This window comes from Butyricicoccus sp. OF27-2pH9A, assembly GCF_027693185.1.
Taxonomy (GTDB): Bacteria; Bacillota; Clostridia; order Oscillospirales; family Butyricicoccaceae; genus Agathobaculum; species Agathobaculum butyriciproducens.
The window spans coordinates 49,206-71,249 of sequence record NZ_JAQEXK010000001.1; the positions used below are offsets into that span (position 1 = coordinate 49,206).

Annotated in this window: 17 protein-coding genes; 2 read left to right on the forward strand and 15 right to left on the reverse strand. The window is 53.6% G+C overall.

The features are described from left to right. Positions 1-257: 257 nt before the first annotated feature. The 3 genes from PG722_RS00260 to mtaB form a co-directional block, all read right to left on the reverse strand. A complete protein-coding gene (locus tag PG722_RS00260) occupies positions 258-494 on the reverse strand; it encodes a hypothetical protein (RefSeq protein ID WP_270579308.1) in 237 nt (78 codons plus the stop codon). An 872-nt stretch (positions 495-1,366) separates the two neighbouring features. Further along, positions 1,367-1,546, reverse strand: coding sequence for a hypothetical protein (locus PG722_RS00265; protein ID WP_270579309.1), 180 nt, complete (start codon positions 1,544-1,546; stop codon positions 1,367-1,369). Positions 1,547-1,629: 83 nt separating this feature from the next. Beyond that, positions 1,630-2,907 (reverse strand): tRNA (N(6)-L-threonylcarbamoyladenosine(37)-C(2))-methylthiotransferase MtaB, encoded by a 1,278-nt coding sequence (mtaB, locus tag PG722_RS00270; RefSeq protein WP_270579310.1) that lies wholly within the window; start codon positions 2,905-2,907, stop codon positions 1,630-1,632. Between the two features lie 486 nt (positions 2,908-3,393). Here mtaB and PG722_RS00275 point away from each other — a divergent pair, with 486 nt between their 5' ends. Both PG722_RS00275 and PG722_RS00280 read left to right on the forward strand, forming a co-directional pair. Then, positions 3,394-3,690 (forward strand): hypothetical protein, encoded by a 297-nt coding sequence (locus PG722_RS00275; RefSeq protein WP_118564296.1) that lies wholly within the window; start codon positions 3,394-3,396, stop codon positions 3,688-3,690. A gap of 71 nt (positions 3,691-3,761) precedes the next feature. Beyond that, complete coding sequence (locus PG722_RS00280; RefSeq protein ID WP_270579311.1) at positions 3,762-5,120, forward strand: C40 family peptidase; 1,359 nt, start codon at positions 3,762-3,764, stop codon at positions 5,118-5,120. Positions 5,121-5,183: 63 nt separating this feature from the next. Here the strand turns inward: PG722_RS00280 and PG722_RS00285 are convergent, their stop codons facing one another. The 12 genes from PG722_RS00285 to fusA form a co-directional block, all read right to left on the reverse strand. Then, positions 5,184-5,735 carry a hypothetical protein gene (locus PG722_RS00285; RefSeq protein ID WP_270579312.1) on the reverse strand — a complete coding sequence of 184 codons (552 nt, stop codon included), beginning with the start codon at positions 5,733-5,735 and terminating at the stop codon, positions 5,184-5,186. 527 nt (positions 5,736-6,262) lie between these two features. Continuing rightward, positions 6,263-7,630: a sodium-dependent transporter gene (locus PG722_RS00290; protein ID WP_270579313.1), complete on the reverse strand. Its 1,368-nt coding sequence runs from the start codon at positions 7,628-7,630 to the stop codon at positions 6,263-6,265. A gap of 81 nt (positions 7,631-7,711) precedes the next feature. Next, complete coding sequence (tadA, locus tag PG722_RS00295) at positions 7,712-8,212, reverse strand: tRNA adenosine(34) deaminase TadA (protein WP_116705133.1); 501 nt, start codon at positions 8,210-8,212, stop codon at positions 7,712-7,714. A 7-nt stretch (positions 8,213-8,219) separates the two neighbouring features. After that, entirely contained in the window at positions 8,220-9,173 is a 954-nt protein-coding gene (locus tag PG722_RS00300; protein WP_270579314.1) for an SHOCT domain-containing protein, read from the reverse strand. 295 nt (positions 9,174-9,468) lie between these two features. Next, positions 9,469-10,503, reverse strand: a complete 1,035-nt coding sequence (locus tag PG722_RS00305) for a rod shape-determining protein (protein WP_270576203.1) — start codon at positions 10,501-10,503, stop codon at positions 9,469-9,471. Positions 10,504-10,656: 153 nt separating this feature from the next. Continuing rightward, positions 10,657-11,580 carry a type II secretion system protein gene (locus tag PG722_RS00310; RefSeq protein WP_270579316.1) on the reverse strand — a complete coding sequence of 308 codons (924 nt, stop codon included), beginning with the start codon at positions 11,578-11,580 and terminating at the stop codon, positions 10,657-10,659. 433 nt (positions 11,581-12,013) lie between these two features. Further along, a complete protein-coding gene (locus PG722_RS00315) occupies positions 12,014-14,842 on the reverse strand; it encodes a transporter substrate-binding domain-containing protein (protein ID WP_270579317.1) in 2,829 nt (942 codons plus the stop codon). A 639-nt stretch (positions 14,843-15,481) separates the two neighbouring features. Beyond that, the gene (gene recD2, locus PG722_RS00320; protein WP_270579318.1) at positions 15,482-17,770 is read right to left on the reverse strand and encodes an SF1B family DNA helicase RecD2; all 2,289 of its coding nucleotides are present in this window, start codon (positions 17,768-17,770) and stop codon (positions 15,482-15,484) included. Between the two features lie 20 nt (positions 17,771-17,790). Next, a complete protein-coding gene (locus PG722_RS00325) occupies positions 17,791-18,090 on the reverse strand; it encodes a hypothetical protein (RefSeq protein WP_116705137.1) in 300 nt (99 codons plus the stop codon). Positions 18,091-18,305: 215 nt separating this feature from the next. Further along, positions 18,306-18,524, reverse strand: coding sequence for a hypothetical protein (locus tag PG722_RS00330; protein WP_270579319.1), 219 nt, complete (start codon positions 18,522-18,524; stop codon positions 18,306-18,308). A gap of 115 nt (positions 18,525-18,639) precedes the next feature. Continuing rightward, a complete protein-coding gene (gene tuf / locus PG722_RS00335; protein ID WP_270579320.1) occupies positions 18,640-19,842 on the reverse strand; it encodes an elongation factor Tu in 1,203 nt (400 codons plus the stop codon). Positions 19,843-19,933: 91 nt separating this feature from the next. Next, positions 19,934-22,039 carry an elongation factor G gene (gene fusA / locus PG722_RS00340; RefSeq protein ID WP_270579321.1) on the reverse strand — a complete coding sequence of 702 codons (2,106 nt, stop codon included), beginning with the start codon at positions 22,037-22,039 and terminating at the stop codon, positions 19,934-19,936. Positions 22,040-22,044: the final 5 nt, after the last annotated feature.

Genomic DNA, 22,044 nt, shown 5'->3' on the forward strand with positions numbered 1-22,044 from the left:
CTATGCCTCCAAATAATAGTATTTTTTACATCATTAAGCATCATTCGACTGTTCATACAAAACAGTGCTTGTATATAATACCCTATTTTCGCGTATTTTGCAAGAGGGTAACGCATATTTTCTTGAAAATTTTTATTGCGGTGGAACTCGGCGCTTTCCTGCACTGGTTGACCGGGGCATACGAACTGCCGCAGGCGGGTTCGGCCTGACGGGCGGCTCCTTTTCCTGCACCGGCTGAGCGGGGTGCTCGAACTGCGTCAGCGGGTTCGCCCTGACGGGGCGGCTCCTTTTCCTGCACCGGCGGACCGGGGCACACGAACTGCGCAAGCGTGTTCGCCCTGACTGGGCGGCTCCTTTTTCTGCACCGGCGGACCGGGGTGCTCGAACTGCGTCAGCGGGTTCGCCCTTTCCGGGCGGAGCGTTTTTCGCTGAACCTCAGCGTGGGATTCGCCGCCGCTGCGGCGGGAGCGTGCCGCGCCCCGCGGCGGGGGCAAAAAGGAAGGACAACCTGCGGTTTTCCTTCCTCTTTGAACTCCTACCTTTCCCTTACTTCCTAATCTGGCGCAGATTTCCTATATGTGACCGCTCCGAAAAGGGGTACGGCAGAGGATTTTTTCTACCGTATCTTTCTCAACCTGTTCGCAGTGTCAGATACCGTACTGCTACACATACGGGCTACTCTGCGCAGGCGCGGCACAAGGTGAATTGCCCGCAGGGCAAGAGAGGGTCCCCTGGGGGGATAGCAGTGCCGCGCAATTCGTCAGCGCGTTATGATAGACAGCACCTACGAGGATAAATTGTACCAAACGCTTAATTCGTAGGTGCCGTGCGGTATAACGTGTTAAAGAGATGCGCGGCACGGTTATGCCGCGCTCTGCGTAGATGAACCCACATGTGTAGCAGTAATTTATCTGATGCTGCGAATATGTCGGGACATGGGAGCACACTGTGCTCCCCTACGGTAGAAAAACTCCTCTGCCGTTCCCCCATTTCGCAGCGGTCACATGCAGGCAATCTGCGCCAGGCCCTCAAGGGAAAGGGGAGAAAATCAGAGGGTGGAAACCGCAGGTGTCTACCCTCTTGTGCCCCCGCCGGGTAGGAGCACTCCCCGCTGAGGTTCAGCGAAAAACTTCCCGCCCGTTAGGGGCGAACACGCCTGCGGCAGTTCGAGCACCCCGCTCAGCCGGTGCAGAAAAGAAGCCGCCCGTTAGGGGGCGAACACGCTTACGCAGTTCGCGTCCCCCGGTCAGCCGGTGCCGAAAAAACCGCCTGCGCGGTTCGCATTCCCTCGGTTGCCCTTATACCACGAAAACGAAAAAGGCACCGCTCACGCGGTGCCTCTCCCTTCTGCGGATATGTCAGCCGCTCAGCAGCAGCAGTTGCCGCAATTACCGCAGCCGCCGCAGGTATTATCACCACAGGTACCACAGGTACCGCAGGAACCGCAGCCGCCGCTGCCCTGACCGCAGCATACCCAGATCAGGATGATCAGGATGATAATCCACCACCAGGAATTTTCGCCCCAGAAGCCGTTAGAAGAACACATACTGTCATTTCCTCCTATCAAAGATTTCATTACATTCTATGGTAAGAGGCCGAAAGTGGTTACACATTCTCCATTCTCAATTTTCAATTCTCAATTTTCACCAATACGCCGTCCTTGTGCAGACCGATAACCTTTACGGTGACCGGATGATTTTTCTCCGCCTTATCCTCTATATATACAGGAAAGCCGTAGCGTCCGTGCGCCGCCCACAGGCTGCCGGTCGGGTGCTCGGGCAGCGCGTACAGCGTGCGGCCGACAAACTGCTTTCGATAGGCAGCGCTGAGTGTCTCCGCCACCTGCTTTGCCCGCTCGGCGCGGACGGTTTTGGTCTGCTGATCGAGCTGACTCGGCATGGCGGCCGCCTTTGTGCCCTCGCGCACAGAATACGGGAATACATGCACGGACGCGAACGCGCATCTCTCCAGAAAGGCCAGCGTCTGCGCAAACTCGTCCTCGGTCTCGCCCGGAAAGCCGACAATCAAATCGGTCGTAACCGAGCAGTCCGGAAACGCACGTCTCAGCCGCTCGACACACCGGTAAAATTCCTCGCTCGTGTAGTGGCGGTTCATGCGCCGGAGAACGGTATCGCAGCCGCTCTGCATAGACAAATGAAAATGCCGTGCGAGATTGGCAAAGCCGGCAAGCCGTTCACAAAACGCATCGTCCACCGCCCGCGGGTCGAGGGAGCCGAGCCGGAACTGCATGTTCGGCTGCGCGGTCAGCAGCTCCTCCAGCAGCTTGGTGAGCGGCACCTGCGGCTCGAAGTCCTTGCCGTAGGACGCGATCTCGATGCCGGTCAGCACGATCTCGTGCACGCCCGCGTCAGCCAGCCGCGCCGTCTGCTCGAGCGCCTGCTCGACCGGCAGAGAGCGCACCCGCCCTCTCGCATACGGAATAATGCAGTAGGTGCAGAAGTTGTTGCAGCCGTCCTCGATCTTGAGCAGCGCGCGCGTGCGGCCGTGCGGGATACCGGCAGGCAGAGTCTCAAAGCCGCTGTCCTCGCTCTCATGCACCTGCACCGCCTGTCCGCTGACGGCCTGCTCGCACAGGTCGATCACCTGCGCCCTATCCTTGGTACCGCAGATGAGGTCGATCTCACCGGTGGCGCGGACACGCTCCGGGTCGGTCTGTGCAAAGCAGCCGCACGCCGCGATAACTGCGTTCGGATTGTCTCTCCGCAGCTTGTGGAACGCGCGGATGTTCTTATGGTCGGACACCGATGTTACCGTACAGGTGTTGACGATCACGGCGTCCGCGTCCTTATCCACGATCTCGTGTCCGCGCGCCTGCGCCAGCTGACTGAGCGCCTGCGTCTCAAATAAATTAACCTTGCAGCCCAAGGTGAAAAAAGCAAATTTCACAAATGTACATTCCTTTGCTCTCAGCGGCCCGACACGCGCTCTGTGAACGCCTATATATAATAGGTAACACCGCATAATTGAACAAGAGCGATTTGCGAGGAATTTTGCGTACTAACGAGGCGTAGTTTTGCGGTAATACTTGATGTATTACCGTGAAATTACAACGAAGTTAGGACACAAAATTACCGCAAAGCGCCGCGGCAGTGCGACCGGAGCCTGCACAAGAAGCCGCAGCTTTAATTGTGGGGTGTTGCCTATGGTGTTTGATTGGGTTACAGCGTCTGTAACCTTACTCTCGTGCGCGTGCGGCCGCTGTGGATTTTCGCTGTCGATTCCTGCGTTTTTTTCGCGTTTGACAGGCTCTATTTTATCACAAAAATACGAAATTTCAAAACAATGTTTGACAAACCTGTTCGAGCATGCTATACTGTAACCGTAATGTAACTTTGGAATGTAACCATTTTGTAACTATAAGGAGTGCAGATAATGCCTACCACCAAGAAGAATAACCTTCTGGAATACAAGGGTCACCCGCTGATGCGTAAGGAAAACATCATCTATTACGGCTCGATGAGTGACTCTCACATCATTATGATGCAGATCCTCGAATCTAGTGATTACAAGGGTCTGCCGGTTGCAAAGCGTGTATCCGTACAGCTTCAGCAGACCGATCCCAACGTACGTATGAAAGAGCGTATCGTCAAGAAAACCGAGAAGAACAGCATGTGGGCTGCGATGGATATTGCATCCGTCTGGCTCGGCAGAGCACTGCACACGAAGTAAGACTTCCCCGCAGCTTGCTGCGGCAGTGTAAAGGCTGTTTTCTCCCATTTTGAAACGGAGGCTTCAATTTCATGTCTTTTTCTAAAAAACTCGCTCGCTTCGCACTTTCCGGTGCACTTGCGATGTCGATGGTCCTTCCGAACTCGCTGGCAGTATTTCAGGCCAAGGTAAACGCAGATTCGCTTTACCTGCGTCAGTCCCCCGGCGGTGCAGTGATCACGACCCTCTCCAAGGGTACCACGGTTGCGGTACTGAATAACAGCTCCAGCTGGTACAAGGTATCCGTAAACGGCAAGGAAGGCTACGTCAGCGGCGAGTACCTGACCGGCACCACCGCGACCGACGTTGCACTCGGCACCGGCACTGTAAAGTGCTCGAGCAGTGTAAATTTCCGTTCGGCGCCGAACACCTCGTCCACCTCTTACGGTGAGCTGAAGAACGGCACCAAGGTAAATGTAGTCGGCGTAAGCAGCGGCTGGTACAAGGTTACATACAATGGCAAGACCGGCTATATCCATCCGGATTATATCACGCTCGCAAGCAGTTCCGCCGGCACCGCCATCGCTCCGTCGAACACCGTTACCTCTACGACCGGCACCGCCGGTACGGTGAAGTGTTCCTCGAGTGTAAACCTGCGTTCCGAGGCCAATACTTCCTCTTCCATTCTGGCAGAGCTGAAGAACGGCACCGCAGTTACCGTTGTCAGCACCGCGAACGGCTGGTGCAAGGTAACCTGCTCCGGCAAGACCGGCTACATCAAGCAGGATTATGTATCGACCACCGGTTCGGCATCCAATAACACGTCCGCGTCCACCGGTACGGCAGCAGTAGTTAAGTGCTCCTCTACCGTAAACTTCCGCTCTTCGGCAAGCACCTCTTCCACCATTCTCGGTGAGCTGAAGAACGGCACCGCTGTTACCGTGCTGAGCACCTCGAACGGCTGGAGCAAGGTATCCTACGCAGGCACGACCGGTTACATCAGTGCGGACTACCTCGTAACTGCTTCATCCGGTACGGCGATCAACCCGTCGAACACCGCAGCTTCTGTCTCGATCAGCGCAAAGCGCCAGAGCGTGCTGAACTATGCTGCACAGTTCCTCGGTGTTCCGTATGTATACGGCGGCAGCACGCCGAGCGGCTTTGACTGCTCCGGCTTTACCTCTTATGTGTTCAAGAACACGGTCGGCTCCATCCCGCGTGTCGCTCAGGCTCAGTATGATGCAACCACCCGTGTTTCCCGCGACGATCTTCTGCCGGGTGATCTGGTATTCTTCGGCAGCAGCACCTCGTCCATCAGCCATGTAGGCATTTATGTCGGCAGTAACCAGTTTATTCACGCACCCAGCACGGGCGATGTGGTTAAGTACTCGTCGCTGACCGGCAGCTATGCGACCCGCTATCAGGGCGCAGGCCGCGTAATTTTTGAGTAAGGTTACATACCAGAAATCCCTTCGGTTTTCCGAAGGGATTTTTCTTTTGCCTATTGAGAGCGGTTATCCCAGCAGCACCGCTTCCCCGTCCTGCCACTGTATGGTCTGCGGCGTGAAGTCCCGCTGTTCCATGCGGGTATTCCACTGTGCGGCGAACGCATCGGAGAGTGCCTGAGCGGTCTGCTCGGGCAAGGTGAAGCCTTCCAGCTTGATGGTCCGGCAGGTAAGGCTGAGTTTGCCGTTTGAAACATCTGCGCTCCACGCGCCGTACAGCTTGCAGCGCTCCGGCAGGAACAGCAGCGCCGTGCGCAGCTTGCCGGGTACCAGATTGCTTTTCGTCAGTGCTTGACGGGTTACGGCTGCCGTTACGGCAATCGTGCCGTCACGGCTGATTTTGACCGCCGTGCCCTCGACCGGAAACGGCAGCGCTTCGGTCAGCACAGACGCGATATCGTCCTCCGTGATGTGAAATTCCATTGCATCGCCCTCCTCGGGTGCGGCAGGCGCCGTTCCGGTATCCGCCCTGCCCATCAGCATATTTCCCAGCATCAGCAGGCACAGGAACAGGCATACGCCTAAGATTACGGTATAGACTGCGCTTTTTTCCTCCTGCATGGCGGGCGCCTCCCTTTTTGCTTCTTGCAACAGCTTATGCGGGATTGGGGTTTATATGCGTGCTATCGGATACGGAATTGGAGCCAACCTTTGCTATGAGGTTCGCCGCACCCGCGGCACAAGGTGAATTGCCCTAAGGGCAAGAGAAGCCGCACTGGGGTGCCCCGCCGTGCACCCCATCTGCACATTGCTTCGCCGCAGGGTCAATCTCCATTTTCAATTCTCAATCACTGCTCCGGATACGAAAAAAGCACCGCTTTCGCGGTGCTTTCAGCTTGTCGAAAAAGCAATATTCGATTTTTATGCTTCGTGCGGCAGCACGCATTCAATCGAATTTGCTTTGCAAATTCATAAATTCCGGGAGCATGTATCTCGGAATTTATACAAGGGAAGAAAAAATGTGTCCACAGGACGCGGTTTTTCTTCAGCATTCGATCGAAAGCGTGGTTTCGAGCGAGAGGCTGTTCGGAAAACAAAGTTTTTCGACAGCCTCAAAGCACCGCTTTCGCGGTGCTTTTCGCATTTCTTTAGAAGAACTTATCCTTAATGCCGAGTGCAAAGATGATGAGCACGATAATCGGCAGGATATAGCTTACATAGAAGCGGATATTATCCTTGACCTTGAGTCCGCCGCCTTCGTTGGCCTCTTCCTTGAAGTTCTTCCAGCCCCAACCGTAGCGGGAGGTGCAGAACAGCAGGTAAACCAGCGAACCGAGCGGCAGCCAGATGTTGGACACGAGGAAGTCCTCGAGGTCGAGCACGTTCGAGCCTGCGCCGAACGGCTGGAAGCCGGACCAGACATTGAAGCCGAGCACGCACGGCAGCGACAGCAGGATCATCAGCACGATGTTGATGGCTGCGGTCTTTTTGCGGCTCCAGCCGGTCAGGTCCATGCAGCAGGACATGATGTTCTCGAACACAGCGAGGACGGTCGAGAAGGCCGCAAACGCCATGAATACGAAGAACAGGCTGCCCCACAGGCGGCCGAGCGCCATGTGGTTAAAGATATTCGGCAGCGTGACGAAGATCAGGTTCGGACCGCTGTCCGGTGCCACGCCGAAGGCAAAGCACGCCGGGAAGATGATCAGACCGGCAGTAAATGCTACGAACGTATCCAGAATCGCAACATTGACGGCCTCGCCGAGCAGCGCACGGCCCTTGCCGATATAGCTGCCGAAGATAGCCATCGCGCCGATGCCGAGCGACAGCGTGAAGAACGCCTGATTCATCGCGGCAACGATAACATTGGCGATGCCGCACTCCTGCATACGGCCGAGATCCGGAATCAGATAGAAGCGCAGTCCCTCGCCCGAGCCTTCGGTCATGATGCTGTTGATCGCCAGAACGACCATGATGGCCAGCAGAATGATCATCATCACCTTGGTAACGCGCTCCAGACCGCCCTGCAGACCGAACGAGTTGATCATAAAGCCGATGACAACAACCGCAACCATGCAGACCGTCATAACCACCGGCTTGCCGAGCATTTCCGGGAAGGCTGCCTGCACCTGCTCACCGGTCGCGCCGACAAATCGGCCGCTGACCGTCAGGTAGAAGTAGTACAGCATCCAACCGCACACGGTGGTGTAGAACATCATCAGCAGATAGTTGCCTATCATCGCCAGATAGCCGTGGATGTGCCACTTGCTGCCCGGCTTCTCGAGCGCCTGATACGCCCGCACCGGACTTTTCTGGCTCGCACGGCCGATGGCAAATTCCATCGTCATGATCGGCAGACCGAGGATGAGCAGGAACAGCACATAGCACACGACGAACGCGCCGCCGCCGTACTGACCGACCATCCACGGGAACTTCCATACGTTGCCCACGCCGATGGCACAGCCTGCGGAAAGCAGGATGAAGCCGAGGCGCGAGCCGAGTCTTTCTCTTGGCATTGTTTATTTTTCCCCTTTTTTTCTGTGCCGCGTATTGAGCAAACTGCAATATCGGCACGACTTACATACTATAATCAAGCGTCATGATTGTTCTTCGACGCGTGATTTCTCTAATTTTCGGATTTCTTTCCGTTTTTTACGCAGCTCGCGGAAGAAATTCCGCAGAATGTCCGCGCATTCCTGCTCCAGCACGCCGCTCACCAGCGCAGGCTGATGATTGTACGGCAGTGCGAACAGGTTTATCAGCGAGCCGCACGAGCCGGCCTTCGGGTCGGGTGCACCGTAGTACACGGTTTTCATGCGCGAGTTGATGAGCGCACCTGCGCACATCGGGCACGGCTCGAGCGTAACGTACAGGTCGCAGCGGTGCAGCCGCCAACCGCCCAGCTTTTTACACGCCTTCTCGATGGCCTCGATTTCTGCATGGTGCAGTGCGTTTTTCTTTGTTTCCCGTCGGTTGCGTCCGCGTCCGACAATTTTGCCGTCGCAGACAACCACCGCGCCGACCGGCACTTCGCCTTCGTCCGCCGCCTTTTGCGCCAGCTTGAGCGCGGCCTTCATATATTTTTCCTGTTCGGTCATAAATTCCTCAGATTTTCCCGAGCAGACGCGCTTTCGCCTGCTCAAATTCTTCCCGCGTAACAAAGCCGCGGTCGCACAGTCCGGCGAGGATATCAAGCTGCTCGACCGGCGTCGGTGTGCGGTCGCTCAGCGCCACCTCGTCAAATTCCTTTTCCGGAATGAGCGCGCCAAACGCCGCAAGGCTGTCCGGCGAAAACCGCAGGTCCACGCGCCGGTTTTCCCACTGCACCCGAAGCTGCACATAGCGTTCATCGTGCTGCACCTGCTCGGTGCGGACCGGTTCGGACTGCACCGCCGCCTCGATGGCGCGTCCATGCGGATTGAACGAAAACGGATGTTCCCAGCCTGCCCAGTATGCCGCCGAGCGGTCAACGGTCACGCCGCCGCCGGATACGCGCGTTTCCGTGCGCATGCCGCCGCACAGACGGTAAAACCGGATTGCCTGCACCGGCAGTTCGCCGCTGTACAGGTTGTCCTTGCCCGTGTAAAGGTTTCTGTCGCGCCGGAAAAAGCACAGCGTATCGCCTTCGCGCCAGACCTCCAGCTTGCCCTTTGACAGCAGTTCACCGCCGTCCGCCACCCTCACCAGAAAGGACTTTTCGGGCGGGTTCTTCGGCTCTCCGGCACTGCGGCAGTCCAGTCCCCATTCCTGCAGCACCGCAAGGTTTTCCGCACGGTACGACACGGAAAGCGCCGCCTTTGTGCCGCGCACATCGGTCAGCGTCAGCGCGATCGGACGCACCTTATACACGCGGAGCAGACCCTGTATTTCGTCCGGCTCGCTTGACACCGGCTCAGCGCCGAGTGCATAGCTGTGCTTGTCCAGCGTGAGCGGCAGCTGTTCGCTGCCCTCGTCGGTCGGCATCAGCGTCCACGCCTCCGGCTCGGAAAATAAGTAATAGCGTCCCGCCGGTACGAACGGTGCGTCCTCTCGAATGGTTGCAACTACGTTTTTACTCATCAAGATTCACCTGCCCCACAATAAAGCCAATCTTAAGGCAACACCGCACAATTAAAGCGGCGGTGCTTTGCGGAAATTTTGTGTCCTGACTTTGTTGCAGTTTCACGGTAATACATCAAGTATTACCGCAAAACTGTGCCTCGTCAGTACGCAAAATTTACTCGCAAATCACTCTTGTTCAATTATGCGGTATTGCCTTAAAAATTTCAATTTACCTGCAAATTGCATACAATCGGACGCTTTTGCGTCCGTAAAAAGTCGGGACATGCGCCTGACTTTTTACACCTATAAAGCGTCAGTGCGCTTTCATTTGTCTTTGCCGCGACAGATTCATCGTGCCGTCCTGCATTTTCGACAGGTTTTCCAGACAGTTGCCGGTACCGTACGCCACGCACGAAACCGCTTCGTCCGCAACGCGCGTCGGAATGCCGGTCTTGGAGGCGATCAGCTTGTCAAAGCCCCAGATCAGCGAACCGCCGCCTGTCATGGTGATGCCGTTGGCGGAAATGTCGCCGGTCAGCTCGGGAGGTGTGCGCTCGAGCACCCAGTGCACCGCCTCGACAATCGCTGAGGAGACCTCCTCGAGTGCATCGAGAATCTCACTCGAGCTTACGGTAAACGTGCGCGGCAGACCGGTCATCAGACAGCGTCCCCTGACCTCCATGATCGCTTCCTCGCTGCGCGGATACACACAGCCGACCGTGCGCTTGATCTCCTCTGCCGTGCGGTCGCCGATCAGCGCATTGTGCTTACGGCGGACGTACTTGACAATGGCCTCGTCGAATTTATCGCCCGCGACCTTGATGGACGTGGATTCGACGATGCCGCCGAGCGAAATAACCGCCACATCGGTCGTGCCGCCGCCAATATCGACCACCAGATTGCCGTTGGCCCTGTTGATGTTGATGCCCGCGCCGATGGCCGCCGCGACCGGCTCCTCGACCAGAAAAACGCGCTTTGCGCCCGCCTGCGTGCCCGCATCAATGACGGCACGCTCCTCCACCTCGGTGATGATGGACGGCACGCAAATGACCACATTCGGCTTGAACAGGTGGATGCCCTGCACCTTTGCGATGAATTCCTTGATCATGCGCTCGGTCATCTCGTAATCCGAAATAACGCCCTCGCGCAGCGGACGGATGGCGACAATGTTGCCCGGTGTACGGCCAAGCATGCTCTGCGCTTCCTCGCCCACGGCAAGGATTTTGCCGGAAACCTTGTCCACCGCCACAACGGACGGCTCGTTAAGTACAACGCCCTTGCCCTTTACATAGACCAGCACGGTTGCTGTGCCGAGGTCGATGCCGATATCGCTCGAAAAAAGCGACATCTTTTTCGCGATTCTTTGCAGAAAAGAAGCCATATTTCATTCCTTTCTCCGCGCTCTGTTCGCGTGGATTGACAGTATTACCATTATACAGATTTTGTGCGCCATTTGCAAGACTCCGGGGCAAATACCGAAAATTCGACAGAGAAAACGGCATCACTCCGGCAGCGTGTCCTTATACTGCTGGAATCTTACATCGTTTTCCACCTGTTCTTTATAGGCTGCATACGCCTCCGCCAGCGTGTCATATTTCGTTCCTGTGATATAATCCTTAAAGGTGCTGTAACTGTAGATATGGTCCGCAATCGCAACATATTTTTGGCCGTTGTTGCTCCGGGCCGCGGTGGTCGTTTCAGAGATGTAATAGCCGCCGTTCGCCGAGCTGACAATGACCGGTATCTGCTTGCCCGCACCGACGGCCTTTGTAGCGACATCGACCGATGTCCAGAACAAATAGCGGTCGCTCTTGTTCGTGGAACTGCCGAGAAACGCCCATGTGCCATTTTTCAGCAGGCTGTCGCTTCTCATCTCCTTCTCCACCAAGGGCACCATAGTGGAATTGGGGCACTTCGAGTCGATCTCAAAATTCGAATTATTCTTCAGTGTCTTCAAAATACCGGTCCGATCGAGTATGCCGTGCAGATTCTCGTTCCAGTCGATCGTGCTGCCCGCTGTGCTCTTGCCTTTCCAGTCAAACACGATCACAGCCGCTGCTCTGTCGTAGTACACCTCGCATTCCCCGCCCGCGGTAGGGATTCCTTTCCAGTTCGCGGTATCTCCTTGCGCCTTAGAATGGGTAACGCCTGCAATTGTAATGGGATCTCTCGACTGCCAGTCATCCTGCTTTTGCTTCAGCCTGACCGTCTTGCTCATGTTTTCGCTGTCCTGCTCCGTAACCGCAGTCAGCACATCAATATACGCCGCCCGCACCTCGATGAGGTCGGATGCCTCCAGACTTCTCTCGATATACTGTATCAGCGCCGGTATCATAAATGCCGCAAGGATCGCCAGAATGACCAGCACAACGATCAATTCCACCAGCGTAAATCCCTTGCGGGTATTTTTCTCTTTCTTCTGCATTTTATCAGCACCTTTTACCGAGTATCGGCAACTCCGGAAAAATATGAACTTTTCGCTAAAAGCTCCGGAAAGCTATATACCGTCTATGTTTTTTCGTTTTGTCCATTGCTTTTCAAAATGAACGTTTCATCTATTTTGAACGTTTCATTCCGTTCATTATAACATGCCTTTGCCGTATTCTTCAAGCGCTATGCCAATCTGCTGATTAGAAAAAATGAATCTTTTCCGGCCCTGGCAGTATGGGCACGAATCATCTCCCACTTTTCGTTCTGCAATCGAATACCTGTATTCTCCGTTACATTATCAGTGCTTCGCTGTGAAGGCGCCCCAAGACATCTTCATAGTTTCCTCCAATAGCTTCATAGCACTCTCACATTGTCAAACTTTAGTCCTCCTGTCAATTTTATTCCACTAATTCATGAACCTCTGCTAATCAATTATATACATACCTTAAAATTGTTTTTATAACTTCATCAATCACAATCGGCTTTGACAAATGTGCGTTCATTCCTGCATCCAGTGATGCCTGAACATCTTCTGTAAATGAATTAGCTGTCATTGCTATAATAGGAATGTTTTTTCCATCCGGTCTGTCATTCATTGCCCTGATTGCTTTTGTCGCTTCATAACCATTCATTTCAGGCATCATGACATCCATCAGGATTACATCAAATGTGCCTTTCGGATGATTTCTGAAAATCTCAACAGCATTCTTTCCATCCACAGCTCTTTCTACATTCATCCCGAGCTCTTCCAACTGCACGGCAGCAATCTCTGCATTCAGTTCATTATCCTCTGCAAGAAGGACATTCACACCTGTAAGATTTACCTTTTCAGAACAACCTGTGTCTGACTTATTACATTCCTGATCTGTAATTTCCAACGGAATATCCACAGTAAATGTGGTTCCCTCATGCTTTTTACTCTGCACGGAAATGGTTCCACCCATCATATCCACATACTTCTTTACGATAGCCATCCCCAGTCCAACTCCGTGGTACTGCGTTCTCACATCGGAATCTTCCTGTGCAAATTCCTCAAAAACTTCTTTTGTAAATTCCTCACTCATGCCAATACCAGTATCCGAAATTCGGTAACGCATATTTATATATCCATCCCCGCCCTTTTCCTGACACCGGGCTTCAAATGTAATCGTCCCTCCATCCGGAGTGTATTTTACGGCATTGCTCAGAATATTGACCAGCACATCGCGCAGGCGTGCAGGATCCGCAAGTACATTCGGAATCTTTGCATCTTCACGCTGAATCTTAAAGTTGATATCCCTGTTCGTAAGAAAGCCTTTTGTAATATCCAATACAGAATCTGTAATGTTTTTCAAATCCGCCGGTACCGGATTGTATTTCATTTTTCCACTTTCGATGCGGGTCAGATCTAATACATCATTGATCAGCGACAGTAAATGCTCTGAGCTTTTGTCAATCTTTTTCAGACAATTTTTCACTTCGTCTGACGGATTGTTTTTCATCGCAATACCGGTAAATCCGATGATGGCATTCATCGGCGTCCTCATATCATGGGACATATGTGACAGAAATGCTGTTTTTGCCTTGTTTGCAGCCTGCGCATGCTCTGCCAGTTCCGCCATTTCCTCAGCTTTCTTCTGGGCCGCCTTCTGAGCTTTTTTTCTTGCATTGAGATGCACCATTGTCACAGCCATAGTAGTCAGCAGCCATCCAAAAATAAGAAGAACCGAAACAGTCACAACAGGATGCAGACGGATCCAGTCAACAAATGTCAGCTCTGTTGCTTTGTGTGTAGTATACTGTGCTGCAAGATCTTCAATAAGATATTGTGGCATGGCATACATTGCTTTCGTCAGAATACCGGCCAGCGCATGGTTCTCAGTTGATGAAATTACCATGCGGTAGGTGAATGTAGGCTGTTCCAGCAGAGTATATGTCATGGTGCCCGTAGTGTCACTATTCACAAACGCCTGTGCCATGTAATAGTAGACGAAGGCAGCATCTGCTTTACCCTTACGGACAGCTTCCATCATTTCCTGTCGGGTACTGCACATCAGCTTTTCTGCACCGGGTGCCATTGCATCTTCAATTGACTTTGATGCTGTCTGGTCAACAGTAGCAACAACATTAATTTTTCCATCAAAGTCACGCCGTGTCACCCTTGCCAACTGCATCGTAATGAAAGGTGCAGTAATCCCCCATTTTTTCGTTTCAGCATAGTTATCTGTTTCCAGGCGTGCATCGATGCTCATATCTGTGGTTTCCGTATTTTTCTGATAAGCAATATACTCATCTCTGGTGGCAGGTGTAAGAAACTCATAGGAAATCCCGGCATAGTCTGCAATTTTCCGGAAGTAATCCGGGATAATACCCTTCATCTCACCATTTTCATTATAAGAATATGGATAACGGGTCGGATCACACAGAACATGAAGCGGGTTGTCCTTGGAATACTGTGAAATAATACTTTTTTCTTTCTCCGTATATTCCAGATTCTTAGTTTCGATGCTTTCATAATTTTTATTATAAAGTGTCGTTTTCCAGTCACCCTCAACTGCATTCATCTGATCGATTGCATAATTGATCTCATTCAGCAATTCTGTATTACCTTTTTTAACAATGACATAGAAATCGCTGCTGCCAAATTTATCCACGATTCGCTCATGGTTTGTTTTTCTCAGAGAACTGGTAACAATCGCATCAACTTTTTCGCTCTGAAGGGCTTCCTTCATTTCTGCGGTCGTATCAAAATAAGATGGAACATATGTAAATCCTTTGTTGTCTGCAAAATCCGCAAACTCTTCATTCCGGGTATTTCCGTTCAAAAGCGCCACACGCATACCGTTGTAAGTGCTGTAATTGCCGTCCACAATCGTGCTGTTGTCACTGAGGACGGTCAGCATCCCATAATTGGTTCCGATGGGACGTGAAAAATCAAACTTTTCTTCTCTTTCCGGTGTTTTGCGGGCAGATGTTACCATGTCGATCTCGCCATCTTCAAGCATCTGCTGCATATCATCCCAGCTCTGATCGTATCCGACATATTCGTAATCTACATCCCAATAACGGGCCATCAGGCGAAGAAAATCATAGCCATAACCGCTGCGGTTGCCCTTTTCGTCCATCTCGTGATAGCCGTCCATGGCAAAGAAACCGACTTTGACGGTTTCATGCTGCGAACTGTCCTCGGCTGCATATGCAGTCTGGGGAGAAAATATCATACACACGCATACAAAAGCCAGTAATACTGCCACATATTTCTTTGCTCTCGAAATCATATTAAATCTCCTGTCATCTTCTGTTGATAAGCCATTCCTCAAAAAAAACACTGTCAGACAGACAGTGCACCTCATTTTATGCAACTGGCTGGCATTTTAAAGGCCCTGCGGCTTTGCATCCCATATCTGTTTTTCAAATCCAATATTTGATGTATTCTTTTCTGCCATAGTCTTAACCTCACATGATGTTATTCTTAAAATTTACTGTCCCAAAAACGTACTAAACGACGATAAGTATTATGTATTGGTCATATCTCGTTCTATATCCATAAATTTCTTCGCATCTGCAAGCAGATCTCTATTAGAGAGGAAATCTTATAAACCTCTTATAAACCTCTTATTAGTCATTATACACAAAACAAGCATTCAAAGCAATGATTCCGAAGGAGATTTATAGCATATTATGGTAATTGCTCTATATATTTTTAAAGATATTGTCTCCGAGAGAAATCCTGCCAGCAAAGTAACAGCCGCAATCTTACATAATATATTTTCTCTATACATTTCTTCTCATCGAAAAATTTGCTCCACGCCCTTACTACATCAATTATTTACAAATAAATAAGAGGCTGCATTTTCTCTTATTATAAGAAAATGCAGCCTCTTAAATTCAATATTTTTATTAGTCGTTTTTACACACTAAATTGGTGAGTCGTCCATTTTATCGTTCATTCGGTGAAAAATTTTTCCGGAGTTCGGAGTAGTATCGGCTAACCTAAGACGGGCTTTCAGCGCGCTGTACCGTCTGCCCTTCTGGTTGTTATTTACCATATACGCTACCACATCCTGACTGCCGACGATAACCAGCAGGCGCTTCGCGCGTGTGATCGCGGTGTAGAGAATGTTGCGCGTGAGCAGCTTGCGCGGCAGACCGTCCGACAGAGCGAGCACCACCGCGTCAAACTCGCTGCCCTGCGATTTATGTACGGTAACGGCATACGCCAGCTCCAGCTCGTTCAGCATATCGAAGGTGTAGGTCGCAATGCGGTCGTCAAAGCGAATCACCATGCACTCCTGCTGCGGAAAAATGCGGATGATCTCGCCGACGTCGCCGTTGAACACGCCGGTTCCCTGCTCGTCGTCGCCTTGCTTTTCCCACACGATGTCGTAGTTGTTTCGCACCTGCATCACGCGGTCGCCCTCGCGGAAAATGGTGTCTCCGAAGCGCTTTTCCAGCTTGCTTTCACTTGGTGGATTGAGTGCCTCCTGCAGACGGCGGTTGAGCGGAATGGTTCCGCTGCCGTGCCGCTTGGCAGGCGAAAGCACCTGTATCTGTGCAGGAGTGAAGCCGTAATGCTTGGGCAGTCTCTGAGCGCAAAGCTGTGCCACCGTTTCGATAACAGACGCCGGATCCGCCCGTTTCATGATGAAAAAGTCGCCGTCCGCGCCGGATGGCCTTGGCATTTCACCTGCGTTGACCGCGTGCGCGTTCATGACAATATCCGACTGCTGTGCCTGACGGAAAATCTCGGTCAGCTGAATGGTCGGCACCCGATGCGAGGTGATCAGGTCGCGCAGGAAGTTGCCCGGGCCTACCGGCGGCAGCTGGTCCGCATCACCGACGAGCACGAGCCGCGCACCGTGCGGCAGCGCATTGATGAGCGCCTGCATGAGCGTGATGTCCACCATGGACACCTCGTCCAGAATGACCGCGTCGCACTCGAGCGGATTGGTCACACTGCGGGCAAACACCGTGCGTCCGCCGCCCGCAAAGCCTGCCTCGAGCAGCCGGTGAATGGTTTTCGCCTCCATGCCGGTCAGGTCGGAAAGACGTTTTGCCGCGCGGCCGGTCGGCGCGGCGAGCAGCGTGTCCAGTCCCAGTGCCTCAAACACCTGCAGGATGCCGCGCACCGTGGTCGTTTTGCCAGTGCCCGGGCCGCCGGTCAGGATAACCAGACCATTGCGTGCAGCCGTTGAAATCGCAAGCTGCTGTTTCTCGGAAAAAGTGAACTCACTGCTTTCCAAAAGCGCGGAAAGCAGCTCATCCACGTCAAAATCGTACTCATAATTGCGCTCTGCCATGTAGCCGAGCATTTCGGCGAGATAGGCCTCCGCGTCGTGCATATCGCGCAGATAGACCGCGTCGCGGCCCGCGATGTGCTCACGCACCAGCCGCCCCTTCTCCTCCAGACGGGCAATGCCGTGTAGCGCCCGATCCTCGTCCACGACCACGTCATCGTCGCTCAGCAGCATGCATACCGCGTACAGCAATTTTTCGACCGGAATGAACGTGTGGCCGTTGTTCAGGTTGAAGGTCAGCGTATACAGAATGCCCGCGTCCACGCGCTCATCGCTCAGCAGCGACAGCCCAAGCTCCATCGCCAGACCGTCCGCCAGCTTGAAATCCACATCATAGTATGGGTCACACAGCAGATACGGGTTCTCGCACAGCGCGTCGATGGCGCTGTCGTGCAGGCGCTTGTACAGCAGCGGCGTGAGCGCGACCGGCAGACCGTGTTCGCTCAGGAAGTCCATCAGCAGACGCATTTCGCTCTGTTCGGTGAACTGACGGCCGATCTCCTTCGCCTTGCGGTCGGTAATGCCGCGCAGCTCCGACAGACGCTCCGGCTCGTGCATAAGAATGTCAAACGTGTCCTCACCGAACTTTTCCGCAATTTTTGCCGCCAGCCGCGGACCGATTCCGCGAATCAGGCCCGAACCAAGGTACTCCGCGATGCCGCGCACCGAGGTCGGCAGCCGGCGCTCAAACGCCTCGGTCGCAAACTGCTCGCCGTAGGTCGGGTGCGTCACCCAGCAGCCGGTCAGAATGACCTCCTCACCCAGTCCAATGTTGGGAAACGTGCCGGTCGCCGTGACCTCGGCTCCGTTTTCCGCAGCAAGGCGCAGCACGGCATAGCCGTTTTCGTCGTTGTAGTAAACGATCTGCTGCACCGTGCCGCGCACGATCAAATATTCTCTTTCGTCCAACGTCCCACCGTCCCAACTTGTCATTCCAGATAGGTTATGTCCTGCCGTGCCGCCATATACTTGGCGATGTTCTGTCCCTGTCCGCTGCCGATTTCGACAAATGTGATCAGCAGACCGGGAAAATACTGCCGCCGCACGCGCAGTGCCGCGCGGATCAGATGTTCACTGACGGCATCGCAGCCGTCGCCGTACAGCGTCAGCTCCGCCGAGCCGTGCAGCCGCAGCAGCCGCGCAGAGACGATCTCGTACACCGTGTGCAGCACGGTGTAAAATCCCACCGCGGCAAATACCGCCAGAACCGATTGCAGAAAAACAGACATGAGCGTTCCCTCCTGCTATCAGCCTATGCACGGAGGGAATACTTTGTTAGTATATAGTATAGCACAATTGTTCGGATAAGTAAACCGAGCAGAAAATCCGGGAATAATTGAAAATTGAGAATGGAGAATGAACGTGATGATAGAACGATAACCAAATTTCATTTTCCATTCTCAATTCTCCATTTCTGAAAAAGAGACGCTTTCGCGTCTCTTTTTCAGGTTTCGTGTTCTTTGCACCACTCATTCAGCGTTTCCCGATCGGTGCCCTGCATGGAACAGGCGGTTCCGCAATCCCGTTCATTGGGCGGCAGCGAGATACCCTCGCTCATCTTTTCCTGTTCCCTCGCGGACACTGCCGGTTTGCTGCGGCGCAGCCACTCGAACGCCTTCGCGGCGGCCCGGAGCTGATAGCGGTTTTCGTGATTTTCCGACATAATTGCATCCCTCCTTCGCATAGTATGCGCAGGAAAGAGGATTTTACGCACAAAAAAGCTCCCATGCCAAAGCATGGGAGCTTGTAAATTGCGTTATGCTATTGCTTAACTGAAATTAAGCGTTGATAGCGGTTACGACGCCGGAACCTACGGTGCGACCACCCTCACGGATAGCGAAACGCAGGCCTTCCTCGATAGCGATCGGGGTGATCAGCTCAACGTCCATCTCAACGTTGTCGCCCGGCATGCACATCTCAGTGCCTTCCGGCAGAGTGATAACGCCAGTTACGTCGGTGGTACGGAAGTAGAACTGCGGACGGTAGTTGTTGAAGAACGGAGTATGACGGCCGCCCTCTTCCTTCTTCAGAACGTATACCTGACCGTGGAACTTGGTGTGCGGGTGAATGGAGCCCGGCTTAGCCAGAACCTGGCCGCGCTCAACCTCGTTCTTCTGGATGCCGCGGAGCAGAGCACCGATGTTGTCGCCTGCTTCAGCGTAGTCGAGCAGCTTGCGGAACATCTCGATACCGGTTACAACGGTCTTGCGCGGAGCGTCCATCAGACCAACGATCTCAACTTCCTCGCCCATCTTCAGCTGGCCACGCTCTACACGACCGGTAGCAACGGTACCACGACCGGTGATGGAGAATACGTCCTCGACCGGCATGATGAACGGCTTGTCAGCAGCACGGTCCGGAGTCGGGATATAGGTGTCAACAGCTTCCATCAGGTCGCGGATGCACTTGTACTCCGGAGCGTTCGGATCGGTGGAGTCAGAGGTCAGAACGTTCAGAGCGGAGCCACGGATTACCGGAACGTCGTCGCCCGGGAAATCGTAAGAGGACAGCAGCTCACGGATCTCCATCTCAACCAGGTCGAGCAGCTCCTCGTCGTCTACCTGATCAGCCTTGTTCATGAAGACAACGATATACGGAACGCCTACCTGACGGGACAGCAGGATGTGCTCGCGGGTCTGCGGCATCGGGCCGTCAGCAGCGGATACAACCAGGATAGCACCGTCCATCTGAGCAGCGCCGGTGATCATGTTCTTAACGTAGTCGGCATGGCCCGGGCAGTCAACGTGAGCGTAGTGACGCTTAGCGGTGTGATACTCAACGTGTGCGGTGTTGATGGTAATGCCGCGCTCCTTCTCCTCCGGAGCCTTGTCGATTGCGTCGTATGCCTGATACTCAGCATCGCCCTCGAGAGCCAGAACCTTGGTGATTGCAGCGGTCAGAGTGGTCTTGCCGTGGTCAACGTGGCCGATGGTGCCAATGTTAACGTGCGGCAGAGAACGGTCAAATTTTTCCTTTGCCATTGTGGATATCCTCCTCGTAAAATGAATTAAAAGTCATGTTGCATTTATTTTACTGCATTTCGAGAAAAAATGCAATAGGCTGCAGCAGATTTTAGTCGTTGTTTTTGGTACGGTTGTCGATGATCTTCTCCTGAATGCTCTTCGGCACTTCAGTGTAGTGGCTCGGCTGCATGGTGTACTGGCCACGGCCCTGAGTGCGGGAACGCAGAGCAGTTGCGTAACCGAACATCTCGCTCAGCGGAACGCCGGCAGAGATAGCCTGTACGCCGCCGCGCGGCTCCATGCCCTGGATCTGACCACGACGGGAGTTCAGGTCGCCGATAACGTCGCCCATATACTCCTCCGGTACCATTACGTCAACCTGCATGATCGGCTCCATCAGAACCGGATCAGCCTTCTTCATAGCTTCCTTGAACGCCATAGAACCAGCGATCTTGAACGCCATCTCAGAGGAGTCGACTTCGTGGTAAGAGCCATCATACAGGGTTACCTTAACGTCAACAACCGGGTAGCCTGCGAGGATACCAGACTGCATAGCGCCCTGGATACCCTGATTAACAGGCTCGATATATTCCTTCGGGATAGCACCGCCAACGATCTTGTTGATGAACTCGTAGCCCTTGCCGGACTCGTTCGGCTCAACGATGATCTTAACATGGCCGTACTGGCCCTTACCACCGGACTGACGAGCGTACTTCTGATCAACATCAGCGGAGCGGCGGATGGTCTCCTTGTAAGCAACCTGAGGAGAACCTACGTTAGCCTCTACCTTGAACTCGCGCAGCAGACGGTCAACGATGATCTCCAGATGAAGCTCACCCATACCAGCGATAATGGTCTGGCCGGTCTCTTCATCGGTGTAGGTCTTGAAGGTCGGGTCCTCTTCTGCCAGCTTAGCCAGCGCGATGCCCATCTTCTCCTGACCAGCCTTGGTCTTCGGCTCGATCGCAACACGGATAACCGGGTCCGGGAACTCCATAGACTCGAGGATGATCGGGTGCTTCTCATCACACAGCGTATCGCCGGTGGTGGTGTTCTTAAAGCCGATGCCCGCAGCGATATCGCCGGAATATACGCAGTCGATATCCTGACGGTGGTTAGCGTGCATCTGCAGAATACGGCCCAGACGCTCGCGCTGATCCTTGGTAGCATTCAGTACGGAGGAACCAGCGGTGATGGTGCCGGAGTATACGCGGAAGAACGTCAGACGGCCAACGAACGGGTCGGTAGCGATCTTGAACGCCAGCGCGGAGAACGGCGCATCATCAGAAGACGGACGGGAATCCTCCTCGTCGGTCTGCGGGTTTACACCCTTGATGTCCGGGATGTCGGTCGGAGCCGGCATGTATTCGATAACAGCGTCCAGCAGCGGCTGTACGCCCTTGTTGCGGTATGCGGTGCCGCAGAGTACCGGAACGATCTCGTTGGCGATACAGCCCTTGCGGATTGCAGCCTTAACTTCCGGAATGGTCAGCTCTTCGCCCTCGAGGTACTTCATCATGAGGTCCTCGTCCAGCTCAGCAACGTGCTCCCACAGTTCGTCGTGGTACTGCTGAGCCTTCTCCATCATGTCAGCCGGAATATCCTCATCGCGGATATCCTTGCCGAGGTCGTCATAGTAAACCTCAGCGCGCATGGTGATCAGGTCGATGATACCCTTGAAGGTATCCTCAGAGCCGATCGGCAGCTGAACCGGAACAGCGTTGCACTTCAGACGGTCCTTCATCATGCCGACTACGTTGTAGAAGTCAGCACCCATGATGTCCATCTTGTTTACGAACGCCATACGCGGAACCTTGTACTTGTCAGCCTGATGCCAAACGGTCTCAGACTGCGGCTCTACGCCGCCCTTTGCACAGAATACGGTTACGGAACCGTCCAGTACACGCAGGGAGCGCTCTACCTCTACGGTAAAGTCAACGTGGCCCGGGGTGTCGATGATGTTGATACGATGCTCCGGGAACTGATGAGTAGAGCCGGACCAGTGGCAGGTGGTAGCAGCGGAGGTGATGGTGATACCACGCTCCTGCTCCTGCTCCATCCAGTCCATGGTAGCGGTACCGTCGTGGGTATCGCCGATCTTATGGTTTACACCGGTGTAATACAGAATACGCTCGGTGGTAGTGGTCTTACCGGCGTCGATGTGCGCCATGATGCCGATATTTCTGGTTCTTTCCAGGGAATATTCTCTAGGCATATTGC

What these genes read in the sequence shown, in the direction of transcription:
- PG722_RS00265 (WP_270579309.1), bottom strand. Translation starts at nt 1,546, where the DNA reads ATGTGTTCTTCTAACGGCTTCTGGGGCGAAAATTCCTGGTGGTGGATT.
- PG722_RS00275 (WP_118564296.1), top strand. Translation starts at nt 3,394, where the DNA reads ATGCCTACCACCAAGAAGAATAACCTTCTGGAATACAAGGGTCACCCG.
- PG722_RS00280 (WP_270579311.1), top strand. Translation starts at nt 3,762, where the DNA reads ATGTCTTTTTCTAAAAAACTCGCTCGCTTCGCACTTTCCGGTGCACTT.
- PG722_RS00285 (WP_270579312.1), bottom strand. Translation starts at nt 5,735, where the DNA reads ATGCAGGAGGAAAAAAGCGCAGTCTATACCGTAATCTTAGGCGTATGC.
- PG722_RS00290 (WP_270579313.1), bottom strand. Translation starts at nt 7,630, where the DNA reads ATGCCAAGAGAAAGACTCGGCTCGCGCCTCGGCTTCATCCTGCTTTCC.
- tadA (WP_116705133.1), bottom strand. Translation starts at nt 8,212, where the DNA reads ATGACCGAACAGGAAAAATATATGAAGGCCGCGCTCAAGCTGGCGCAA.
- PG722_RS00300 (WP_270579314.1), bottom strand. Translation starts at nt 9,173, where the DNA reads ATGAGTAAAAACGTAGTTGCAACCATTCGAGAGGACGCACCGTTCGTA.
- PG722_RS00305 (WP_270576203.1), bottom strand. Translation starts at nt 10,503, where the DNA reads ATGTCGCTTTTTTCGAGCGATATCGGCATCGACCTCGGCACAGCAACC.
- PG722_RS00310 (WP_270579316.1), bottom strand. Translation starts at nt 11,580, where the DNA reads ATGCAGAAGAAAGAGAAAAATACCCGCAAGGGATTTACGCTGGTGGAA.
- PG722_RS00315 (WP_270579317.1), bottom strand. Translation starts at nt 14,842, where the DNA reads ATGATTTCGAGAGCAAAGAAATATGTGGCAGTATTACTGGCTTTTGTA.
- PG722_RS00325 (WP_116705137.1), bottom strand. Translation starts at nt 18,090, where the DNA reads ATGTCTGTTTTTCTGCAATCGGTTCTGGCGGTATTTGCCGCGGTGGGA.
- PG722_RS00330 (WP_270579319.1), bottom strand. Translation starts at nt 18,524, where the DNA reads ATGTCGGAAAATCACGAAAACCGCTATCAGCTCCGGGCCGCCGCGAAG.
- tuf (WP_270579320.1), bottom strand. Translation starts at nt 19,842, where the DNA reads ATGGCAAAGGAAAAATTTGACCGTTCTCTGCCGCACGTTAACATTGGC.
- fusA (WP_270579321.1), bottom strand. Translation starts at nt 22,039, where the DNA reads ATGCCTAGAGAATATTCCCTGGAAAGAACCAGAAATATCGGCATCATG.